Annotated in this window: 14 protein-coding genes and 1 tRNA gene; 9 read left to right on the top strand and 6 right to left on the bottom strand. The window is 63.7% G+C overall.

Features of this window, described 5'->3' with window-relative positions; genetic code table 11:
• Positions 1 to 61 precede the first annotated feature (61 nt).
• Positions 62 to 784 (bottom strand): FadR/GntR family transcriptional regulator, encoded by a 723-nt coding sequence (locus PMM47T1_RS19000; protein WP_008371884.1) that lies wholly within the window; start codon positions 782 to 784, stop codon positions 62 to 64.
• Positions 785 to 962: 178 nt separating this feature from the next.
• On the bottom strand, positions 963 to 2702 hold the full coding sequence (locus PMM47T1_RS19005; RefSeq protein ID WP_008371888.1) for an IlvD/Edd family dehydratase: 1740 nt from the start codon (positions 2700 to 2702) through the stop codon (positions 963 to 965).
• A gap of 186 nt (positions 2703 to 2888) precedes the next feature.
• Between PMM47T1_RS19005 and PMM47T1_RS19010 the strand changes: the two genes are divergently transcribed.
• The 8 genes from PMM47T1_RS19010 to PMM47T1_RS19045 all read left to right on the top strand — a co-directional run bounded on the left by PMM47T1_RS19010 (position 2889) and on the right by PMM47T1_RS19045 (position 11159).
• Positions 2889 to 4220, top strand: coding sequence for an MFS transporter (locus PMM47T1_RS19010; RefSeq protein WP_008371890.1), 1332 nt, complete (start codon positions 2889 to 2891; stop codon positions 4218 to 4220).
• A gap of 21 nt (positions 4221 to 4241) precedes the next feature.
• Complete coding sequence (gene araD1, locus PMM47T1_RS19015) at positions 4242 to 5234, top strand: AraD1 family protein (protein ID WP_008371892.1); 993 nt, start codon at positions 4242 to 4244, stop codon at positions 5232 to 5234.
• Between the two features lie 9 nt (positions 5235 to 5243).
• A complete protein-coding gene (locus tag PMM47T1_RS19020) occupies positions 5244 to 6818 on the top strand; it encodes an aldehyde dehydrogenase (NADP(+)) (RefSeq protein WP_008371894.1) in 1575 nt (524 codons plus the stop codon).
• A 136-nt stretch (positions 6819 to 6954) separates the two neighbouring features.
• On the top strand, positions 6955 to 8280 hold the full coding sequence (locus PMM47T1_RS19025; RefSeq protein WP_008371896.1) for an MFS transporter: 1326 nt from the start codon (positions 6955 to 6957) through the stop codon (positions 8278 to 8280).
• A 73-nt stretch (positions 8281 to 8353) separates the two neighbouring features.
• The gene (locus PMM47T1_RS19030) at positions 8354 to 8626 is read left to right on the top strand and encodes a DUF5629 family protein (protein ID WP_008371898.1); all 273 of its coding nucleotides are present in this window, start codon (positions 8354 to 8356) and stop codon (positions 8624 to 8626) included.
• 72 nt (positions 8627 to 8698) lie between these two features.
• Entirely contained in the window at positions 8699 to 9871 is a 1173-nt protein-coding gene (locus PMM47T1_RS19035) for a lactonase family protein (protein WP_008371900.1), read from the top strand.
• A 139-nt stretch (positions 9872 to 10010) separates the two neighbouring features.
• Positions 10011 to 10832, top strand: coding sequence for an alpha/beta fold hydrolase (locus tag PMM47T1_RS19040; protein ID WP_008371902.1), 822 nt, complete (start codon positions 10011 to 10013; stop codon positions 10830 to 10832).
• Between the two features lie 252 nt (positions 10833 to 11084).
• A tRNA-Gln gene (locus tag PMM47T1_RS19045) sits at positions 11085 to 11159 on the top strand.
• Positions 11160 to 11271: 112 nt separating this feature from the next.
• Here the strand turns inward: PMM47T1_RS19045 and PMM47T1_RS19050 are convergent.
• Entirely contained in the window at positions 11272 to 12102 is an 831-nt protein-coding gene (locus tag PMM47T1_RS19050) for a metal-dependent hydrolase (RefSeq protein ID WP_008371905.1), read from the bottom strand.
• 292 nt (positions 12103 to 12394) lie between these two features.
• Here PMM47T1_RS19050 and PMM47T1_RS19055 point away from each other — a divergent pair, with 292 nt between their 5' ends.
• Positions 12395 to 12574 (top strand): hypothetical protein, encoded by a 180-nt coding sequence (locus tag PMM47T1_RS19055; protein WP_008371908.1) that lies wholly within the window; start codon positions 12395 to 12397, stop codon positions 12572 to 12574.
• 320 nt (positions 12575 to 12894) lie between these two features.
• Here PMM47T1_RS19055 and PMM47T1_RS19060 read toward each other — a convergent pair whose 3' ends face one another.
• From PMM47T1_RS19060 to PMM47T1_RS19070, 3 genes are read right to left on the bottom strand one after another with little or no spacing between them, the layout of a single operon-like run.
• Positions 12895 to 13473 carry a glutathione S-transferase gene (locus PMM47T1_RS19060; RefSeq protein ID WP_008371911.1) on the bottom strand — a complete coding sequence of 193 codons (579 nt, stop codon included), beginning with the start codon at positions 13471 to 13473 and terminating at the stop codon, positions 12895 to 12897.
• Positions 13470 to 17108 carry an AAA family ATPase gene (locus PMM47T1_RS19065; protein ID WP_008371913.1) on the bottom strand — a complete coding sequence of 1213 codons (3639 nt, stop codon included), beginning with the start codon at positions 17106 to 17108 and terminating at the stop codon, positions 13470 to 13472. The genes PMM47T1_RS19060 and PMM47T1_RS19065 overlap by 4 nt, the downstream gene beginning before the upstream one ends.
• Positions 17105 to 18343: an exonuclease SbcCD subunit D gene (locus tag PMM47T1_RS19070; protein ID WP_008371914.1), complete on the bottom strand. Its 1239-nt coding sequence runs from the start codon at positions 18341 to 18343 to the stop codon at positions 17105 to 17107. Before PMM47T1_RS19070 ends, PMM47T1_RS19065 begins: the two co-directional genes overlap by 4 nt.
• Positions 18344 to 18350: the final 7 nt, after the last annotated feature.

An 18350-nucleotide genomic window follows, 5' to 3' on the forward strand; every position in this document is an offset into this window, starting at 1 on the left:
GGTCCGCTCCTACAGGTACCGTGCAGTCCTGCAGGAGCGGACCATGTCCGCGAAGGCGGGGTTACAGAGCCAACTCTGAACCCAACACCATTCCCAGTGCATTGCGCGCATCATCCAGCTGCACCAGGGTGGCCTGGCGCGCTGCCAGGGCGTCGCGGTTTTCGATGGCGGTGAGGATTGCCTTGTGCCGCGGCATGGCCAACTCGTGCAGGTTGGGCCGCTGGTTGGAATGCTTCAACGCTTCGCGCAACGCCAATGCCAGCATGTTGCACAGGTGCGCCAGCAGATCGTTGTGGGTGGCTTCGGCGATGCGGCTGTGGAAATCCAGGTCCGGTTGCAACAGCGCTTCGGGCGTGGGCGCCGCTTCCATGCGCTGGTAGGCCTCGCTGATCGACGCCACGTCCTCGGCTGTCGCGTGCTGTGCCGCCAGCGCTGCCGCTGCCGGTTCGATGATGGCCCGCACACTGGTCAGCAATGCGAAGAACTCGTTTTGCGGGCTGCTTTGCATCAGCCAGTGCAGCACGTCCGGGTCCAGCAGGTGCCATTCGCGCCGCGCCTTCACCACCGTGCCCACCCGTGGCTTTGAATACACCAGCCCCTTGGCCACCAGCACCCGCGTGGCTTCACGCAGCACCGGCCGGCTGACCGCGTATTCCTCACACAACAACGCTTCGGCGGGCAGCTTGTCATCAGGCTTCAGCCGCCCGGAAACGATCTGCATGCCGATTTCCTGGACAATGCGCGCGTGCATGCTTTTGCGGTCGGAGGGTTTGCGGTAATCCATGGGGGAAGGGGTAGTCCTGGGCGATGGTGAGGCGATCATAGCATCGCTGGGTGCCCCCGTAGCAGCTGCCGCCAGGCTGCGAAGGCGCGCACAGCGTGCCCGCGATCAGCATGATACCGCCGAAGGTCCTGCGGACCTTTTCGCAGCCTGGCGGCAGCTCCTACGGGGGGGGCGGGTATCAGTGGGAGTGGCGTGGCACTTCCGATCCGCGGCAACCCACCAGGAAGTCAAAGTCGCACCCCTGATCCGCCTGCATCACATGGTCCACGTACAACTGCCGGTAACCGCCCGCCAGCAGGTTGTTCACCGGTGCCTGCCAATCAGCCAGGCGCGCTGTCAGTTCGGCGTCGCTGATGTCCAGGTGCAAGCGGCCTGTGGCGCAGTCCAGCTCGATGTAGTCACCTTCCTTCACCGCCGCCAACGGCCCACCGGCTGCCGCTTCTGGCGCCACGTGCAGCACCACGGTGCCATAGGCGGTGCCGCTCATGCGCGCGTCCGAGATACGCACCATGTCGGTCACGCCCTGGGCCAGCAGCTTGGCCGGCAGGCCCATGTTGCCCACTTCGGCCATGCCCGGGTAACCCTTGGGCCCGCAGTTTTTCATTACCAGAATGGAGTCGGCGTCCACGTCCAGTTCCGGGTCGTTGATGCGCGCCTTGTACTGGTCGAAGTTCTCGAACACCACCGCGCGACCACGGTGTTTCATCAGCGCAGGCGTGGCGGCAGAAGGCTTGAGCACGGCGCCCAAGGGGGCGAGGTTGCCGCGCAGCACGCAAATGCCGCCGTCGGCCACCAGCGGGTTGTCGATGGCGCGGATGACTTCGTCGTCGCCATAGATGGGCGAGTTGCGCACGTTGTCCCACAGGCTCTTGCCGTTCACGGTCAGGGCCTGGGGGTTGGGGATCAGGTTGTTCTCCCCCAGGCGCCGCAGCACGGCGGGCAGGCCGCCGGCGTAGTAGAACTCTTCCATCAGGAAACGCCCGGAAGGTTGCAGGTCCACCAGGGTGGGCGTGCCACGGCCGATGCGCGTCCAGTCGTCCAGTTCCAGGTCCACGCCGATGCGGCCGGCGATGGCCTTCAGGTGGATGACCGCGTTGGTGGAGCCGCCGATGGCGGCGTTGACGCGAATGGCATTCTCGAAGGCTTCGCGGGTGAGGATCTTCGACAGCCGCAGGTCTTCTTTCACCATCTCCACCGCGCGCATGCCCGACATGTGTGCGAGCACGTAGCGCCGCGAATCCACCGCCGGGATGGCGGCGTTGTGCGGCAGCGAGGTGCCCAGGGCTTCGGCCATGCAGGCCATGGTGGACGCAGTGCCCATGGTGTTGCAGGTACCGGCCGAGCGTGACATGCCGGCTTCGGCCGAGAGGAACTCGTCCAGGCTGATCTGCCCGGCTTTCAGCGATTCATGCATCTGCCAGACGATGGTGCCGGCACCAATGTCGCGGCCCTTGTGCTTGCCGTTGAGCATCGGCCCACCGGTGACAACGATGGCCGGAACGTCGCAGCTGGCTGCGCCCATCAGCAGGGCAGGGGTGGTCTTGTCACAGCCGGTCAGCAGCACCACGCCGTCGATAGGGTTGCCGCGAATGGCTTCCTCCACGTCCATGCTGGCCAGGTTACGGGTGAGCATGGCGGTGGGGCGCAAGTTGGATTCGCCATTGGAGAACACCGGAAACTCCACCGGGAAACCGCCGGCTTCCAGCACGCCGCGTTTCACGTGTTCGGCAATGGTGCGGAAATGGGCGTTGCACGGGGTCAGCTCAGACCAGGTGTTGCAAATGCCAATGATCGGTTTGCCATGGAATTGATGGTCGGCGATGCCCTGGTTCTTCATCCAGCTGCGGTACATGAAGCCGTTCTTGTCGGCGGTACCAAACCATTGGGCCGAACGCAGGGTAGGTTTCTTATCAGACATGGGGATTCTCTTATTGTAAGACTTAATGGCGGCGCTGATAGCTAAAATAGGCCTAAAAACCTGTCATGTGAAGCCGTTGTCGATTAAATAGTAATACTATATAGTCGATCGCAACGGAGGACGGCTGGCAGTTGTACGCGCCTGCACGATCCCCATCCATAACAAGAACAATTGGAGACCGTTGCCATGAGCGAAGAATTGCGCCTGATAAGGCGTATGACCCTCAAGCTGATCCCCTTCCTGATACTGCTGTACCTGGTGGCCTACGTGGACCGTTCGGCCGTGGGCTTCGCCAAACTGCACATGGGCAGTGACGTGGGTATCGGCGATGCCGCCTACGGCATGGGCGCCGGGCTGTTTTTCATCGGTTACTTCCTCCTGGAAATTCCCAGCAACCTGCTGCTGACCCGCTTCGGCGCGCGGCGCTGGTTTGCCCGCATCATGATCACCTGGGGCGCCATCACCATTGGCATGGCTTTCGTCCAGGGCCCCAACAGCTTCTATGTGATGCGCTTGCTGCTTGGCGCCGCCGAGGCCGGCTTCTTCCCTGGCGTGCTGTACTACATCACCCAGTGGTTCCCGGTGCGTCACCGCGGCAAGATCCTTGGCCTGTTCATCCTTTCCCAGCCCATTGCCATGATGATCACCGGCCCGGTGTCGGGTGGTTTGCTGGGTATGGATGGCGTGCTGGGCCTGCACGGCTGGCAATGGCTGTTCATCGCCATTGGTACCCCGGCGCTGTTGCTCACCTGGCCGGTACTACGTTGGCTGCCTGATGGCCCTGCGCAGGTGAAATGGATGACCGACGTGGAGAAAGGCTGGCTGACCGGCGAGTTGAACAAGGACCTCGCTGCCTATGGCCAGACCCGCCACGGCAACCCCCTGCATGCCCTCAAGGACGTTCGCGTGCTGCTGCTGGCGCTGTTCTACCTGCCGGTAACGTTGAGCATCTATGGCCTGGGGCTGTGGTTGCCGACGCTGATCAAGCAGTTCGGCGGCAGTGACCTGGTGACCGGCTTCGTGTCGTCGGTGCCCTATGTGTTCGGCATCGTCGGCCTGCTGATTGTGCCGCGCAGCTCCGACCGTCTGAATGACCGCTATGGCCACCTGGCCGTGCTGTACGTGCTGGGCGCCGCCGGCCTGTTCTTCAGCGCCTGGCTCAGCGTGCCGGTGCTGCAACTGGCGGCGCTGAGCCTGGTGGCGTTCTCGCTGTTTTCCTGCACGGCGGTGTTCTGGACATTGCCGGGGCGCTTCTTCGCCGGGGCCAGTGCGGCTGCGGGTATTGCCCTGATCAACTCGGTGGGCAACCTGGGTGGCTATATCGGCCCCTTCGTCATCGGTGCGCTCAAGGAGTACACCGGCACCCTGGCCAGCGGCCTGTATTTCCTCACGGCCGTGATGCTGTTCGGCCTCGTCTTGACTGGCGTGGTCTACCGCCTGCTGGAGCGCCGCCACGCGCTGCCGGCCGAGCAGTTCGCCGCCAGTGCCCGCAGCGCGCAACCCAGCGCGCGAACCTGAATAACAAAAGGGAGCATCAACATGCGTCTAGTGCAATTTCTGTTGAGCGATGGCCAGCGCCGTGTTGGCCTGGTGGACAGCGACCGCGTGCACGAAGTGCGCGGCGCCGACAGCGTGCGCGAGCTGGCCCTGGCAGCCATTGAAGCCGGTGTGGGCCTGGCCCGTCACGTCGACGACCTGGGCCTTGGCCAGCACCACGATTACCGCCAGTTGCTGGAGGACGGCCGCATTCTGCCGCCGCTGGACCACCCGGACCCAGCGCACATGCTGATCACCGGCACCGGCCTGACTCACCTGGGCAGCGCTGCCACTCGCGACAAGATGCACCAGCAGGTGGGCGATGAAGCCGCCATCACCGACAGCATGAAAATATTCAAGTGGGGCCTGGAAGGCGGCAAACCTGCGGCGGGCCAGGCCGGGGTCCAGCCGGAGTGGTTCTACAAGGGCGACGGCAGCATCGTAGTGGCGCCGGGTGGCGAGTTTCCCGTGCCGCCCTTTGCCGAAGACGCGGGCGAGGAGCCGGAACTGGGCGGCCTTTACGTGATTGGTCATGATGGCAAGCCTTACCGCCTGGGCTTTGCCCTGGGCAACGAGTTTTCCGACCACGTGATGGAGCGCAAGAACTACCTCTACCTGGCCCACTCCAAACTGCGCCACTGCGCCTATGGCCCGGAACTGCGCGTGGGCGAGTTGCCAACTCACCTGGCCGGCACCAGCCGTATCTGGCGTGACGGCAACGTGCTGTGGGAAAAGGAGTTCCTCAGCGGTGAAGGCAACATGTGCCACAGCTTCGACAACCTGGAATACCACCACTTCAAGTATGCGCAGTTCCTGCGCCCGGGCGATGTGCACATACACTTCTTTGGCACCGCCACCTTGTCCTTCGCCGACGGCATCAGCACTCAGGCAGGCGATCGCTTCGAGATCAGCCTGGACGAATTCGGCGCGCCGCTGAGCAACACGGTGGGGCGTGGCGAGGCGGCGTTCGTGCCGGGTGGCATTGGCAAACTCTGAGGAGGTCTCATGATTCGTGGTCATAACTACATTGGCGGTCGTCGCAGCGCCCAGGGCTCGGTGATTGTCAAAAGCGTCGATGCCGCCACCGGTGCCGAGTTACCATTCAATTTTCACCAGGCCACTGCTGAAGAAGTGGACGCCGCCGCTCGTGCCGCCCAGGCGGCCTACCCGTTGTACCGCGTTTTGAGCGCCGAACGCCGGGCGCAGTTTCTTGAGGCGGTTGCCGACGAACTGGACGCGCTGGGGGACGATTTCGTCGCCCTGGTTACCCAGGAAACCGCATTGCCGGCGGCCCGTATCCTGGGCGAGCGCGGCCGCACCAGCGGGCAGATGCGCTTGTTCGCCAAGGTGTTGCGCCGCGGTGATTTCTACGGCGCACGCATTGACCAGGCGCTGCCCCAGCGCACGCCGCTGCCACGCCCGGACTTGCGCCAATACCGTATTGGCGTGGGCCCGGTGGCGGTGTTCGGTGCCAGTAACTTTCCCCTGGCATTTTCCACGGCCGGTGGCGATACCGCTGCGGCGCTGGCGGCCGGCTGCCCGGTGGTGTTCAAGGCCCACAGCGGCCACATGGCCACGGCTGAGCGTGTGGCCGATGCGATCATTCGCGCCGCCGAGCGCACCGAGATGCCGGCGGGCGTGTTCAACATGATCTACGGCGCCGGGGTAGGGGAGGCGCTGGTCAAGCACCCGGCTATCCAGGCCGTGGGCTTCACCGGTTCGCTGAAGGGCGGTCGCGCCTTGTGTGACATGGCGGCGGCGCGTGCGCAGCCGATTCCGGTGTTCGCCGAAATGTCGAGCATCAACCCGGTGATCCTGCTGCCCCAGGCCCTGGAGGTACGCGGCGAGACCGTCGCCCGTGAGCTGACCGCCTCGGTGGTACAGGGCTGCGGACAGTTCTGCACCAACCCAGGCCTGGTTATTGGCCTGCGCTCGCCCGGTTTCAGCGTGTTCACCCAGCAACTGGCCGCCGCCATGGGCGCCCAGCCGGCGCAGACGATGCTCAACGCCGGCACGTTGCGCAGCTACGCCAAGGGCCTGGAGGCGTTGCATGCTCACACCGGCATTCGTCACCTGGCCGGCAGTAGCCAGCAAGGTGCGCAAGCGCAGCCGCAATTGTTCCAGGCCGATGTCAGCCTGCTGCTCAATGGCGATGAGGTGCTTCAGGAAGAAGTGTTCGGGCCCACCACGATTCTGCTCGAGGTGGCGGATCAGTACCAGCTCAACGCCGCCATCACCGCGCTTCACGGCCAGCTGACGGCAACCGTGATTGGCGAGCCGGCTGACTTCAGGCACCACGCTGAACTGACGGCGCTGCTGGAACAGAAGGTGGGGCGCATCCTGCTCAATGGTTATCCCACCGGCGTTGAGGTGTGCGAAGCCATGGTGCACGGCGGGCCTTACCCCGCCACGTCGGATTCGCGCGGCACCTCGGTGGGCACCCTGGCCATCGACCGCTTCCTGCGGCCGGTGTGCTTCCAGAACTACCCCGATGACATGCTCCCCGAACCGCTGCGCAACGCCAACCCGCTGGGCATCACCCGGCTGGTGGATGGCCAGCCCAGCCGCGCTGCGCTCTAGACAGAGCCAACAGCTTGGCCAGGTGGGGGCGGGCGGTGCCCGCGAAGCAGGCACCGCGGTGTTCCCTTCGCGGGCAGCGCCCGCTCCCACGGGTGATTCGGCAAGGCAAACACCACAACAATAAGAGAGGTGTGACATGGCCACGCAAACCGCTGCACTGGATACCCGCGCCCGCGAATTGTCCGAAGACGCGCTGTACCGCAAGGTCAACTGGCGGATCGTGCCGCTGTTCATCCTGTGCTTTCTGTTCGCCTACCTCGACCGGGTCAACATCAGCTTCGCCAAGCTGGAAATGCAGAGCGACCTGGGCTTCAGCGACACGGTCTATGGCCTGGGGGCCAGCCTGTTCTTCGTCGGTTACTTCCTGTTCGAAGTACCCAGCAACATGCTCCTTCACAAGATCGGTGCGCGGGTGTGGATTGCGCGAATCATGATCACCTGGGGCCTGACTTCCGCCTGCATGATGCTGGTGCAGGGCGAGTTCTGGTTCTACACCCTGCGCTTTCTGATCGGGGTGATGGAGGCCGGCTTTGTGCCGGGCGTGCTGTACTTCTTCACGCAGTGGTACCCGGCGGGGCGGCGGGCCAGGGTGAACAGCTATTTCAAAAGCTCCATCTGCCTGTGCGGCGTGGTGGGCGGGCCGCTGGCCGGCCTGATTCTCGGCACGCTGGACGGCGCTCACGGGCTGGCCGGGTGGAAGTGGCTGTTCCTGCTGGAAGCGCTGCCGTCCATTGTGCTGGGTTTCGTGGTGCTGTGGTTCGTCAGTGACCGCATTGAACAGGCCAAATGGCTGTCACCGCACGAGAAGCAATTGATGCTCGAACGCATGGCCGCCGAGCCCACCAGCACGGCGTCGCACTCGCTCGTCGGGCTGTGGAAGCACCCTACCACCTACGTGATGTCGACCATCTACCTGTGCCTGGTCATGGCCCTGACCGGCCTGCTGTTCTGGATGCCGCAACTGATCCGCAGCGCCGGCGTGGCCGATACGCTGCACATCGGCCTGCTGACCACCTTGCCCTACATCGGCGCTGCCGCCTTCAACCTGTTGATGGGCATCAGTTCGGATCGCCGCGGCGAGCGCCGCTGGCACATGGCGAGTTGCGCGCTGCTGTGCGCCATTGGCTACCTGGTGTGCGCCGCTTTTGCCGGGCAACTGCTGCCGCTGATGCTGGGGTTGAGCCTGATCATGGCCGGGCTGATCGCCTGGATGCCGATATTCTGGACCATCCCGCCGCGCTTTCTCAGTGGCATGGCAGCTGCGGCCGGCATAGCGCTGATCAACTCCCTGGGCCAGTTGGGCGGCGTGATCGCTCCTTACATGATCGGCCGCATCAAGGACCTCACGGGCGCGGCCACGCCGGCGCTGTATGTGCTGAGTATTATCAGCCTGCTGGCCGCAGCCCTGATTCTATGGGCTATCCCGCGACGCTATTACACGCCTCAGGGTGCGACAGATTGAAGCAGAAACCGGTTTCAAATCGGCCGATTTGGCCTATGATAGGCGCCTCTCCACCCCTTTATGAAAGATGGTCATGACCGGCCTTACCGAACAACTAGAAACAAGCGGCATGCTGCTGATCAATGGTTTGCATGTCTTTGATTTTGTCCTGGACGCGGGCGAACTGCGCATCGAATGCATGGATGGGCGCGAGCTCAAGCGCTGGCGCTTCACTGCCGAGCAATTGGCGGCGGCGCGCTTCGATGATGCGCAACAGTCCTGGGAAATCAGCAACGACACCGGCAGCTATCAACTAGTCTGCCTCAGTGGTTTCTCTGCAAGTGATGAGGATGACGAACAGGAATAAATGTTCCTGGCGTCCAACTTCTGAAAATGATCAGGGTCTTTTGATCACGACCCGTCGAGGATAAAAAACACAATGAAACGTCATCTCCTGCCTTTTCTGCTTGCCAGTGGCATTACCGCGCTCTCGTCCCATGCCATGGCGGCCAGCGGCTATGACCTGCTGGTGGGTACCTACACCAACGCTTCGAGCGAAGGTATCTACCGCTACCACTTCGACAGCGCCACTGGCCAGATCAGCGCCAAGCCGCTGCAAGTGACCAAGACCGAGAACCCGTCCTGGCTGACCATCAGCAAGGACCAGAAGCACCTGTTTGCGGTGAACGAGAACGGCCCGGATTCCACCCACGACAAAGTGGGCAAGGTCAGCTCCTTCAAGATCGACGCCAAGACCCACGACCTGACCCCTATCAACCAGGTTGAGACCAAGGGTGAGGACCCGACGTTCTCAAGCCTGGCCAAGGGTGAAAAACACCTGTTCGTGGCCAACTACTCGGTGCACCCGGACCCGAACGGCAGCCTGTCGGTATTTGGCGTGGGCGCTGACGGCACCCTGAGCCCGCTGGTGCAGCAAGAGAGCCATGACGCTGCCTCCAAGGTAGTGGCCGGCCGTCAGGACAGCGATCACGTGCACTCGGTGGTTTCCAGCCCCGATGGCCGCTTCGTCTATGTGCAGGACCTGGGCGCCGACAAGGTGTTCGTCTACCACTACGACGCTGCCAACAAGGCCAAGCCGCTGACCGCTGCATCGCCGGCTTCCGTGCAACTGCCACCGGGCAGCGGCCCGCGACACCTGTTGTTCAGCGCTGACGGCAAGCATGCCTACCTGACCACCGAAATGAGCGGCCAGGTATTTGTGTTCGACGTGAAAGCCGGCAACCTGGTGCAAAAGCAGGCCATCAACCTGGCTGCTGCCGACGCCGATGCTGCCCACAAGGCCACGGCTGCGCTGCACTTCTCGGCTGACGGCAAGTACTTCTACGTGACCAACCGTGGCCAGGCCAGCGAGATCCTGCTGTTCAGCATCGACAAGGCCAGCGGTGAGCTCAAGGAAGTACAGCGTCGCTCGGTGGAAGGCGTGGAACCGCGCGAGTTCACTATCGATCCAAGCGGCAAGTTCGTGCTGATCGCCAACCAGAAGAGCAACCAGATCGTCGTGGTCAAGCGTGACCCGGCCACTGGCAAGCTGGGCGACACCGTGCAGAAGTTCGACATCGATTCACCGTCGGATGTGAAGTTCCTGCGTTGATGCAAAGAACCCCCGTGAAAGCGGGGGTTTTTCATTGGTGCGCAGACCAGCGGTAGCTCGCCTTTTCCCGGCACCATCTACCCTCCTTGTTCGGCGTGCGCAGTGTGCGCAGGCTTCTCTGCACAATGGAGGTGGAAGCATGGCTCTGTTTACCCTCAAAGACGGCACCCAGATCTACTACAAGGACTGGGGCACCGGCCAGCCCATCGTGTTTCACCACGGCTGGCCGTTGAGCGCCGATGACTGGGACGCGCAAATGCTGTTCTTCCTGCATCAAGGCTACCGGGTGATCGCCCACGACCGCCGTGGCCACGGCCGTTCCACCCAGACCGCCACCGGCAACGAGATGGACACCTACGCCGACGACGTGGCGCAATTGGCCGCGCACCTGGACCTGAAAAACGCCGTTCACATCGGCCACTCCACCGGTGGCGGCGAAGTGGCGCGCTACGTGGCGCGGCACGGGGCAGGGCGGGTGGCGAAGGCCGCGCTGATTGGCGCAGTGCCGCCGATCATGGTCAAGTCGGCGAGCAACCCCGGCGGCTTGCCTATCGAGGTGTTCGACGGCTTCCGCAGCGCGCTGGCGGCCAACCGGTCGCAGTTCTACAAGGAAGTGCCGCTGCCGTTCTACGGCTACAACCGCGAAGGCGCCGAGGTGTCGGAAGGGGTCAAGGACAACTGGTGGCGCCAGGGCATGATGGGCGGCACCAAGGCCCATTACGACTGCATCAAGGCCTTCTCGGAAACCGACTTCACCGAAGACCTGAAGGCAATCACTGTACCGGTGCTGGTGCTGCATGGCGATGACGACCAGATTGTGCCCATCGCCGACTCGGCCCAGTTGTCGATCAAACTGCTGAACCACGGCACGCTGAAGGTCTACAAGGGCTACCCCCACGGCATGTGCACCACCCACGCCGACGTCATCAACAACGACCTGTTGGCCTTCATCAAAGGCTGACCTACCCCTGCAGGAGCGTACCGTGTCCGCGAAGGCCGCGCCACGTGTCGCCCGGCGTACAGCGGTGCCTGCTTCGCGGGCATGGCCCGTTCCTACAGACCGGTGCAATCTTTTGAGAGCGAAAGGGCCATTTAGCAACCTTCTGTTTTTAAACAAAAATATTTGCATCAGGGCTTCACAGGTACGAACAATGGTGTTAAATTGCGCGCCTACCCAACGAGCACTGTCCAACGTGCTCGTCGCAACACCTACAGGGGCGTCGCCAAGCGGTAAGGCAGCAGGTTTTGATCCTGCCATGCGTTGGTTCGAATCCAGCCGCCCCTGCCATTTCCTTTCTATACCTTCTCCAAATGCTTCCTCGATACTCCAGTATCGCGGGGATTTTGCGTTTTCGATTTTTGTCCGGCTACACAACCGCAGTGTCCTGGTTCACGCCACCTTAGAGCCGATCTTGTTCCAGCGGCTTGAGCAATGCCACGTCATCGTCTGTCCATGGGTCGAACCCAGGCTTGAAATAGGCCAGCCACCCCCTGGAATTACCGAAGAAAAAGCCATGCGGCCCCCACAGGTACTTCGCCAGGCGCCATGCACCGTGTACATGCTCGGTCGAATGCCGGTCTGCCCATATCAGGCGCAGGAAGGATTCGAAGATCATGTACCAGAACGGCACACTGAGCAGCAGGACGGTAGAGGTTCGTAACCCATACCTGACCGGCCCAGGCGCCAAGGTATGGCGCCATAGGTCGAACGACACTGATTTATGTTCGATTTCTTCCAGGGCGTGCCAGTTCCACAGAGCCAGAAAGCGGGGCTCCATGTCCGGCGTGTTCTTCCTCGTGCGTAATTCTTGTCCGGCAATCATGGCTGCGTGGTGTTCAAACATCATCGTTGCGGCCAGGCGCATTCGGTTCGATACCCAGCGTGATTCCAGGGTGTGGTGGAGCAGGGTTTGCCAGCGTCGCGCGATGCGTGTAGCCGGTAGCCCGGCAAGGTCGATCAAGTCGTTGTAGCGGCGATGTTCGCGCGCATGCACGGCCTCTTGGTCAATCAGCGCCTTGACCTGCTGCGATAACAGGGGGACATCTGCAAGGGTCGATTCGTGGGCGCGTATTGCCTGGATGACGAAGCGTTCGAACACCGGAGCCATGATCGACAGGCTATTGCTCCAGTGGCTCATATAACGACAGTGTTGGTACCAATCGCAAATGCGCTCGGCCGGAAGGTCGAAATGCAGGTTTCGTGGAGTAGGGACGAGGTCGTGGCTGCTCATGAGCGTGTCCTGCCAGGCATGGATCTGCGGGTAGGGTATGAGGGTTGGGTGGTGCGCGATACTGTCAAATCCTGCAGTTCATGCCGCAGGCGGTAGCGAAGTGGCCGCTACCACCGGGCCGCGCAGGCGTTTGGGCACTGCCCAGGTGCCGCGCGCAACCGGGTACGGAAATATCAATCCCAGTGATATCCGCTACCACCCCAATGAATTTCAACCCGCAGCACCCCAGGCGTAAGTTTGACCCATGGCCTCACCGGCCCCAGCCAAACCACCGTCTTCGAGGGATACCGACATGAACTTCAATCTCTTCTCCGTGATCGCCGCTTCCGCTGTTTCCGCCAGTGTCGTGCTGCCCGCCCACGCCAGTGTGCAGGTACAGGAACGCAAGGCCGCAGTCAGCAGCTATACCCAGCAGTACCTGCAGAAAAGCGCCAACTTCTATGCCGCCCTGGACCACAAAAACCAGCACTGAAAAGCTTTGAGCACACCCGCCCAATGGTGGGGCGGGTTAAGGTTCATAGCTGAGCTACAATCAAAAAAGTCGATAACCGTCATTGATCTTTGTCACTGGTTTTCGGCCGCGTGATCCCCGATGCTGTCAGCCTGAATTGTTCGCCACGGAGCCTACACACATGGCCAGTGCTATCCTTTCTTCTGCCCGCCAGGGCGCTTACCTGGCCATCGGCCTTTATGTGGCCGTCATGATTGCTGCCACGGTGGCGACCCAATTCGTGGTCGGTCTGTAGCAGCGGCCGCAGGCTTGTACCCCATCCGACGCAAGCGCGCCGAATACTAGGTTGGGGTCATGATGGCGTTGAACAGATCCGATTCGATGATTGCCACTATCCATTCCCGCACGCGCGGGTAGGGCGCCTGCCCGAACCAGTCCGGGTTCACCCCGCGGAACTGGCGGATGAAGGGTGCGATGGCGATATCGGCCAGGCCGATGCCTTCGCCACCCAACCAGGGTCCTCCTTCAAGCCTTGTCTCCAGCACCTGCAAAAATTCGCAGCCTTGTTCCCGGTAAAACACCATGGGGTGTTCGGGGTGGCGGTCGGCGTATTTATAGCAGTTCAGCGCCCGCTTGAACGGGCCGTCGTTGTGCTCGATCAGCGCCTGGCCATCGGCGGCCAACCAGCCGTCCGGGTCGTTGCGGGCCAGCGCCCAGCGCATGATGTCCAGGCTTTCGTCGATCACCGTGCCATCGTCCAGTACCAGCACCGGTACCGTGCCCTTGGGCGATGCCGCCAGCATGTCGGCTGGCTTGGCTTTCAAACTCACTTCGCAGATGTGCACCGGCACGCCGCTGTAGTGCAGCGCCATGCGCGCACGCATGGCGTAGGGGCAGCGGCGGAACGAATACAGGATCACCCCACCACCTCCACGCTGCTCAGGCCGTTGCCCTGGCGCTTAACCTGGATCTGCACCGGGATTCGCTCGTGCATTTCCTGCACGTGGGAAATCACTGCCACCTTGCGGCCTTGGGCTTGCAGGCCGTCGAGGGCGTCCATGGCCAGTTGCAGGGATTCGGGGTCGAGGCTGCCGAAGCCTTCGTCAATGAACAGCGATTCAATGCGCAGGGTGCTCGAGGCCATGGACGCCAGGCCCAGCGCCAGGGCCAGGGACACCAGGAAGGTCTCCCCGCCCGACAGCGAATGCACCGAGCGCAGTTCGTCGCCCATTTCCGTGTCCAGCACCAGCAGGCCCAGCATGCTGCCACCGCGCTTGAGGCGGTAGCGGCGCACCAGTTGACGTAACTGGGCGTTGGCGTGATGCACCAGCAGGTCAAGGTTGTAGGCCTGGGCCAGCTTGCGGAATTTTTCCCCTTCGGCCGAGCCGATCAGGGCGGCTAAACGGCCCCAGCGCTGGAACTCGGCGTAGGCCTGCTCGATGCGCGCCTGAAGCTGCCCGTGGGCAGTCAGGCGGCGCTGGTCTTCGACTTGTTGGGCGCGCAGCTCGGCGCAGGTTTCTTCGCAGGCCGCGCACTGTTGCGCAGTGGCCTGCAGGGTGGCGTCCAGTTCGTCCGGCCCGGGGGCGCCATTGGCCTGGGCCTGATGCACCTGGCAGCGCTGGTCGCGTTCGTGCAGTAGCACATGCGCCTGTTCCACGGCCTTGTCGGCGCTACTCAACTGCTGGCGCAAGGCGGCGATTTGTTGATCGTCGATGGCCAGTAAGGCGGTCAGGCCATCGTTGTCCAGTTGTGGGTGCTGCTGGCGCCACACCTCGAGGCTGGTTTCCAGGCTGGTCAGTGCCTGGCTCAATTGCTCTTGGCGCTGCTGCGCAGCCTTGAGCTCGCTGGCCAGTTGCACGGCTTCGTTGTCGGCGCTTTGCAGCTGCGCGGCGGCGGCGCTTTCGCTGGCGCGCGCCTGATGTACGTCTTGCTCCAGCGCCGCCTGCCACGTGGCGGCATCGGCGTGGGGGCCAAGCGCGCGGGTCAGGCGCTCGCCGACCGCCTGGCGTTGCTGGCTGAACTGCGCCAGGCCTTCGCTTTGGGTCGCGGCGGCGTGTTCGCGGCCTTGTTGCAGCAGGCGCTCCTGGTCCAGGCGGTGCCGGCGTTCTTCGTGTTCCTGCTGTTCCTCGCGTTGCTGGTCAAGTTGCTGCAAGCGCTGGGTGACGGCGCTGTCCAGGGCCATGAAGGTGGCCGAGGGGCTGTGTTGCAAGCCGTCCAGCTCACTGGCTGGCAGCACGCTGGCAAAGGCCTGCAGCTCTTCGTCCAGGCGTTGCTGGTCGTTGTTCAGGTGCTGGCGCTGCTCGGCGAGCAGGCGGCTGGCGTCCTGGCTGGCTTGTTGGGCCTGTTGCAGGTGCTGCTGTTGAGCGCCGGCGTGCTGTTGCAGGGCCAGCAGGGCCGCCTGTTGCTGCTCCTCAGCGTGGATGCGCTGGGTGGCGGCCTGCTGTTGCTGGTCCAGCCAGGGGGCGGGCTGTTCGGCGCCGATCAGCAAGGCATGCAACGGGTGCGCGTGCAGCAAAGGCTGGACCGCGTTCAGCTGCCCTTGCAGCTGTTCTTCCTGCTGCTTGCACAGGGCTTGCTGGTCGCGCAGGGCGGCCACTTCCACGCGCAGTTCGGCCAGGCGCGCGGCAAGTTTCTCCACCACTTGGCGGGCGCTGCGCTCTTCGCTGTCATCGTGGCCGGCCAGTGCTTGCAAGAATGTTTCGGGCTGATGCCAGGGGTGCTCGGCGCTGCCGCACACGGGGCACGGCTGGTCGTCCTGCAACTGGGCTCGCAGTTCTTCGACACTGGCGCTGCGGGCCAGGCGCTGGCGGTTGAGCAAGGCCACGGTCAGGTCCAGTTGCTGCACCGCCGTTTCGTGTTCGCCCTTGAGTTGCAGGCCTTCGCGGGTACGTGCCTCGCGTTGCCCGGTGGCGACGCAGATCTGTTCGCGCAGGGTGTGCTGACGCTCGTGCAGTTCCTGCTGGCGCTGCCAGTGGCGGTGCAGGTCTTCCACACTGCGCAGGTGCTGGCGACTGTCGTGCAACTGATGGGTCAGGTTGGCCAGGCGGTCGGCCAGTTCATGGGGGGCACACTGGGCCTGCTGGTACAGGGCATCCAGCGCCTGTTGGCGCTCGGCCAGTTGTGCCTGGCTGGCAGTGGCGCGTTGCTCCAGTGCCGGCAATGCTTCGCGGCCCTTGAGCAGGCGGGCGCTGAGGGTCAGGGCTTGTTGCAGGCGCGGGCGCCACACCGGCCAGGCGTCGGCCAGGGGCGCCAGGGCGGCGCTGTGTTGCAGTTGCGCGGCGTACTGGGCCAGGCGCGTGGTGCTGGCCTGTTGGCTGTGCGCCAGGCGCTCGATGGCGGCGCGGCCTTGGTCGCGGGCCTGTTCGGCACTGTACAGCGCCTGCTGCAGCGGCGCGGCCTGTTCATCCAGGCGTGTCAGGTGGCTTTGTTCGTCGAAGGCCTGGCGCAGGGCCGGGGCGGCGTCGGCCTGGGCGGCCAGCGCGGTGGCCAGTGCGGCGTGGGCCTGTTCGCGTGCCTGCTTGAGTTGGCCCTGGCGCCTGTGCAGTTGCTCGGCCGCCTGGCGCTGCTGGGTGATGCGGGCCGCCAGCGGCTGCCGTTCAGCGTTCAGTTCGGCCTCGCGGCTGAACAGGTGGCGTTGGGGTGCCAGGGTGTCCAGGCGCACCAGCGTGTCACGGCTCTCGCTCAAGGCCAGGGCCTGTTGCTCGGCCTGTTGCAACTGCTCGCCCGCTGCCTGATGCTCGTCTTGCAGGCGTTGACCTTGCGCGTACCACTGGCGCTGCTGTTCCAGTTGCTTGAGGCGCGCCTGTTCAGCACGCAACGTGGCCAGGGCGCCGGTGTATCGCTGGTCGAGCGCCTCACGCTCCTCGCTGGGCAACGGCGCGATGCCGCCGGCCTGCTCCTGCAACTGCTTGTGGGTATCGCGGGCATCGCGGCTCTTTTCAAAGGCGCGTTTGCCCAGGCGCGTGTACAGCGCGGTGTCGGTGAGCTTTTCCAGCAGTTCGCTGCGCTCGTTGTCGTCGGCCTTGAGAAAGGCGCTGAATTCGCTCTGGGCTAGCAGCACGGCGCGGGTGAACTGTTCGAAGTTCAAGCCCAGGCAGCCTTCCAGCAAGGTCTTGTACTCGCCTTTCTGGCTGGCCAGCAATTGGTCATTGTCCAGGTCGCGCAGGCTTTGGCGGCTGTTCTGCAGCTTGGCGCCAGCTTTGTCGCGGGCGCGGTTGGCTTCCCAGCGAGCGCGGTAGCGGCGGCCGTCGATGCCCACGAAGTCGACTTCGGCAAAGCCTGCGCCTGTGCCACGGCGCAGCAGGGTGCGCGGGTCGCCGGTGTTGATCTCGCCATCGGCGTCGGGCACCTTGGCGTCGCGGCCGGTCTTGCTTAACCGCGGCACGGCGCCAAACAAGGCCAGGCACAGGGCGTCCAGCAGTGTGCTCTTGCCTGCGCCGGTGGGGCCGGTGATGGCGAACAGGCCAGCGCTGGCCAGCGGCTCGGCGGTGAAATCCAGCTCGAACGGGCCGGCCAGCGAGGCGAGGTTTTTCAGGCGGATGGCCAGGATTTTCATGGCTGCTCTCCTTCCAGTTGCACTTCCTGCAACAACAGCGCGAAGTCATCCAGGGTGGCGCTGTCCACCTCGTTGCCGTAGCTGTCCTGCCAGGCGCGGCTGAACAGCTCTTGGGGGCTTAGTTGGTCCAGTGCTTGCAGCGGCGCGTCGTTATCATCGGCGCTACGGCTGCCGGCGTATTCGGCGCCGATGCGCACCAGGCGCACGGCCTTGTTCTGCAGGGCGGTTTCGATTTGCTGGCGCAGGTCGGGCTGCGGTTCATCGAGGATGACCCGCACTTCCAGCCACGGTTGATTGGTGAGCCCGGCAAGCAGGTCCACTTCCGGTTGCTCGCCCAGCGCCGTCAGTACCTCGGCCAAAGGGGCTGGGCCCACGCGAATCAGGTCCACGGCACGCGGTACCAGGTGGGGCTCGACGCTGATGAGCTGTTCGCCCTGGCACTCGATTTCAAGGACCTGATGGGGATAGTCGATTTCCGAGAACGACAGCGGGATAGGCGAGCCGCTGTAGCGGATGCGTGACTCGCCATTGACCTGCTGCGGCTTGTGCAAGTGCCCCAGGGCCACGTAGCTGATGGCCTCGCCGAACAGGCTGGCGGGCAGGGCCTCGGCGCTGCCGATGACCAGGCTGCGCTCGGAGTCCACCGACACCGAGCCGCCGGCCATATGCGCGTGGCTGACAGCGATCAAGGCTTGACCGGGTTGACGCTTTTGCTCGGCAGCGGCGATCAGGCGCTCGTGAACGTGGGCAATGCCCCTGATGTAATTATCGCCCAGGGTGGCACCGGTGACTTCCGCCGGGCGCAGGAAGGGCAGGGCCAGGCACCAGGCGGCCACCGCGCCGCTGGCGTCGGGCAGCGCAATCAACAGGCGCTCGCTGTCCAGTTGGCCATCGTCCAGCCACACCACGCGGCCCAGGGCGTGGGTGCGCAGGCGGCGCATCAGTGGTGCCGGCAGTTCAATGCGCGAGCCGGAATCATGGTTGCCGGCAATCATCACGATGGTCAGCAGCGGCTGTTGTTCGTGGGCGTTGACGATGAAGTCATACAGCCGTTCCTGGGCTTTGACCGGCGGGTTGACGGTGTCGAAGATGTCGCCGGCGATCAGCAGTGCATCGGGCTGGCGCTGGTTCAGAAGCGCCAGCAGCCAGGCCAGGAAACAGGCGTGTTCGAAGTCGCGGTCCTGGCCATGCAGGCTTTGGCCCAGGTGCCAGTCGGAGGTGTGGAACAGGTGCATCGTGAAT

The sequence above is a fragment of the Pseudomonas sp. M47T1 genome (assembly GCF_000263855.1).
In the GTDB taxonomy this organism is placed as follows: Bacteria; Pseudomonadota; Gammaproteobacteria; order Pseudomonadales; family Pseudomonadaceae; genus Aquipseudomonas.

Bases quoted from the DNA above. Each gene is read 5' to 3' on its own strand.
- PMM47T1_RS19035 (WP_008371900.1), top strand. From the start codon at position 8,699: ATGAAACGTCATCTCCTGCCTTTTCTGCTTGCCAGTGGCATTACCGCG.
- PMM47T1_RS19010 (WP_008371890.1), top strand. From the start codon at position 2,889: ATGAGCGAAGAATTGCGCCTGATAAGGCGTATGACCCTCAAGCTGATC.
- PMM47T1_RS19020 (WP_008371894.1), top strand. From the start codon at position 5,244: ATGATTCGTGGTCATAACTACATTGGCGGTCGTCGCAGCGCCCAGGGC.
- PMM47T1_RS19055 (WP_008371908.1), top strand. From the start codon at position 12,395: ATGAACTTCAATCTCTTCTCCGTGATCGCCGCTTCCGCTGTTTCCGCC.
- PMM47T1_RS19065 (WP_008371913.1), bottom strand. From the start codon at position 17,108: ATGAAAATCCTGGCCATCCGCCTGAAAAACCTCGCCTCGCTGGCCGGC.
- PMM47T1_RS19025 (WP_008371896.1), top strand. From the start codon at position 6,955: ATGGCCACGCAAACCGCTGCACTGGATACCCGCGCCCGCGAATTGTCC.
- PMM47T1_RS19005 (WP_008371888.1), bottom strand. From the start codon at position 2,702: ATGTCTGATAAGAAACCTACCCTGCGTTCGGCCCAATGGTTTGGTACC.
- PMM47T1_RS19040 (WP_008371902.1), top strand. From the start codon at position 10,011: ATGGCTCTGTTTACCCTCAAAGACGGCACCCAGATCTACTACAAGGAC.
- araD1 (WP_008371892.1), top strand. From the start codon at position 4,242: ATGCGTCTAGTGCAATTTCTGTTGAGCGATGGCCAGCGCCGTGTTGGC.
- PMM47T1_RS19050 (WP_008371905.1), bottom strand. From the start codon at position 12,102: ATGAGCAGCCACGACCTCGTCCCTACTCCACGAAACCTGCATTTCGAC.
- PMM47T1_RS19000 (WP_008371884.1), bottom strand. From the start codon at position 784: ATGGATTACCGCAAACCCTCCGACCGCAAAAGCATGCACGCGCGCATT.
- PMM47T1_RS19030 (WP_008371898.1), top strand. From the start codon at position 8,354: ATGACCGGCCTTACCGAACAACTAGAAACAAGCGGCATGCTGCTGATC.
- PMM47T1_RS19070 (WP_008371914.1), bottom strand. From the start codon at position 18,343: ATGCACCTGTTCCACACCTCCGACTGGCACCTGGGCCAAAGCCTGCAT.